Genomic DNA, 2,901 nt, shown 5'->3' with positions numbered 1-2,901 from the left:
TAGCTCCGAGTTGTGCTTACTTGAACGGCTTAATTGGTAATCAGCGAAAACCTGCATAAGTATAATTGCTCACTGCATAAGTATAATTGCTCACTGCAAAAGTGACATGCTCCCGATTGAAACAAGTTCTTGAAAAAATCACACCTGAGCAAATTAGTTCGTTGTCATCTTACAAGTTTATTCTTGAAGCCCTATTCTATGCAGCTTCATATTAAATTGGTATTAATCAAGTAAAGCAAAACTTCTCATTATATCATAAAATTATTTTGCAAGAGGTCTAATAGAACGCTCTTTTTATAATTTCTGGGCTAATTGAAGGCTGTTGTACGTGCGTGGTTCATTTTTGAGGCATTCCGTTAAAAACTCTATGTCTTCTTCTTTCCACTTTGGCTTTCACGGCTGAGACCCGGTAATTCCCAAAGCCCTTCCATGCCCAGCTTTTGCCATCTATGTAAAACCTCTCTCACTGTTTGCGGAGTCCAATTAAAATGAGCAGCTATTTTTTCCACCTACGGGCCATGTGCATTTAATCTAATTACTTCTGCTCGATCTTTGACTTTTTGTGGAACATCCGTAGTTCTCAGTTTTAATAGGGTTTTATCTTGCTCTTGACTGAGAAATACCCTTAATCTAGCGCCCATATATTGAGTTACCTTAGTAGACGTATTCTCTATGTTTACTTATTTTAACATAGTTGGATTTTTTCTCACCTCCTTACTTACCAAGTCAGGAAGAACCTTTCTTGATTGATGGCATTAAGTGCCATTCGTCTTAGAAGAGCTAAGTTGTGAGGGCTGTTTAACGACCGAATGCGGCATTGGTCTTCATTAAAAGTGACATCTAAAGTCCAATGAACTTGGTTTTCAATCCCCCAATGTTGACGAATGGCACGGCCATTAAGCTGAGCATCCACTGGTAAAGAACTTAGGTAGGGTTTGCTGAATAATCGCTCGCCAACCAAGAGCAGGAGCTCACGATATCTGAAAGCTCGATTAAAGATAAGTTGTTTCGGTATTGATTACACCCAGTTATAATTGTAGATTATCTTCAACCTAAAAACAGGTGTTCTTTTTCCAAATAGACATAAAAACAAAAAAAACCCGGCGCCACCAGGAAGCATCGGTTCATGACTAAAAAAGTAATTGCAATAACTGTACCAGATGTATTATCAAGTTTTGCCATCACAAGGGTTCAGACCGAATCTTCGTTTACCTTGCCCAAACTTTCCCTCTATCGCATTTCTAATTCTTTCATCATCAGCGGCTTGCTTCTTTTTTGATTTACTGACGTTTGCTGGCGGTCTTCCTAGGGGCGACCCACTGATTCTAATTCCTTTTTCTTTACACCATGCTCGGTTTTCACGCTTTACGGTAAATGCGATCAGCATGAACCGACTCTGGATAGTAACCCGTGAACCTATGATATGCTTCTACTTGTGCTTTTAAGTCCCCTGATTCGTTAAAGCTATCCCAGCTCATTCGGTCTAGAAATACATATCCTTCACAACAACTGGCTGATAGTTTTGCTCCAAACTCTACGCTTTTTCCTGCTTTTTCCCTGACTATGGGACGGATGTGAGGTTGGCTCAAACTTACTATTCTATCCTCAATACTCTGTTTTTTATTTTAAAATAGCCAGAGCTGTTGGCGATAGACTTCTGTGAGGAATAGCAAGGTTTTATATTGCTTTTTGTTAAAGCTTCTAGAGTCGCACCCGCATCAATTAGCTGTTCAATATGAGCTAAGTTTCTTTTGATGTATTGAAGTTATTTTTTAATTGCCTGTCTTCTTTTGTTGCGGGTGGGTCGTCTTTGTTTGGCTACTGCTAAGTAGTCTTTTCTTGCTAGATTACGGTAGGTTGTTGGTTTTTTATGGATTTTTTATTTGATTTGTTTATACAGGATGTATAGGATTTTTTATGTATAAACTCTGGCTCTGTTTAATAGTCCTAAGTCGGTCGTATAGGTAATGTCGGCGGGAGCGCAGGTTGCATCTACGATTAGTTTACCGCGATTGGTTGACTCATTTTTGGCGCCCAAATCCTTTTTTTTTTTCGGGTTGAATTGGGGTAATTTCTCGCATTTTTTCGACCATGCGTTCGTTCACTTTATTAATTAGGTTGGGACTAATTATTTGGCGAAAGTGCACTAATAAAGATGGGTGAAATGCGAGTTCGTTGCTGTAGCTTGATTGACCGATGAAGTATTGTAGATAGGGGTTGTCCCGGATCTGTTCTACTGTTTCCCGATCGCTAATCCCTAATTTTTATTTAATAATTAATGCCCCCAATGCCATCCCAAATGATTTGGCTGGTGCCCCCTTTTCGGTGGGGAAGTTTTGGGCATATTCTGACTCAAATTCTGACCACGGGATTAGTTGAGCCATTTTTACCCAACGGTTGTCAGCAGACAACCTTCCTCCGAAGGGCAGTTCAAACTCGGATGAGGGGCTTGGGGCAAGCTCAGCTTTTCTGTACACGATCGCAGGTGGTGATGCACGGGTTTTGACCTATTTTACCTGTTTATCACGGCGACTTTACTCTCGCTCGCGCGATCGTATAACCGCGCCGTGTAACCTTTCTGCACTTATCCAGCAAGCCCTAATTAAACCACTCGCTCAAATAATTCGGGAAAAAGCTAATGCTTCCCCACGAGGAGAGTCATGGCTTCAGGTATTGCCGCTTTCCCCGAATTCCGGATAGGACAAGTAACCCCAATTATTTATTGCCTGACTTGATGATGACCTACGCAAGCGGTTGTGGTCATAGCATTTCTCTTGATTGGCTACCCACGGATTATTGAGGGGATACGATAATTGTACTATTCATAAGCTGTTGCACATTTAAACTGTGATACAAGCATTGCCCTTATTTTTGATTTTGCGACCCCATTTAATTATTAAT

The 2,901-nt window shown here is 40.6% G+C and carries 1 protein-coding gene and 2 pseudogenes; all 3 read right to left on the bottom strand.

All coding sequences use genetic code 11. The annotated features are described in order from the left end of the window. Positions 1-365: 365 nt before the first annotated feature. On the bottom strand, positions 366-467 hold the full coding sequence (locus tag QUB08_RS32270) for a hypothetical protein (RefSeq protein ID WP_445300976.1): 102 nt from the start codon (positions 465-467) through the stop codon (positions 366-368). Between the two features lie 263 nt (positions 468-730). Further along, positions 731-931 (bottom strand): annotated as a pseudogene (locus QUB08_RS31545) (ISAs1 family transposase); the annotation flags it as partial. A 116-nt stretch (positions 932-1,047) separates the two neighbouring features. Then, positions 1,048-2,477, bottom strand: a pseudogene (locus tag QUB08_RS31540) (IS5 family transposase). Between the last annotated feature and the right edge of the window lie 424 nt (positions 2,478-2,901).

Source organism: Microcoleus sp. BR0-C5 (genome assembly GCF_036705045.1).
Classification (GTDB): domain Bacteria; phylum Cyanobacteriota; class Cyanobacteriia; order Cyanobacteriales; family Microcoleaceae; genus Microcoleus.
This window is presented reverse-complemented; position numbering and strand designations above follow the sequence as displayed.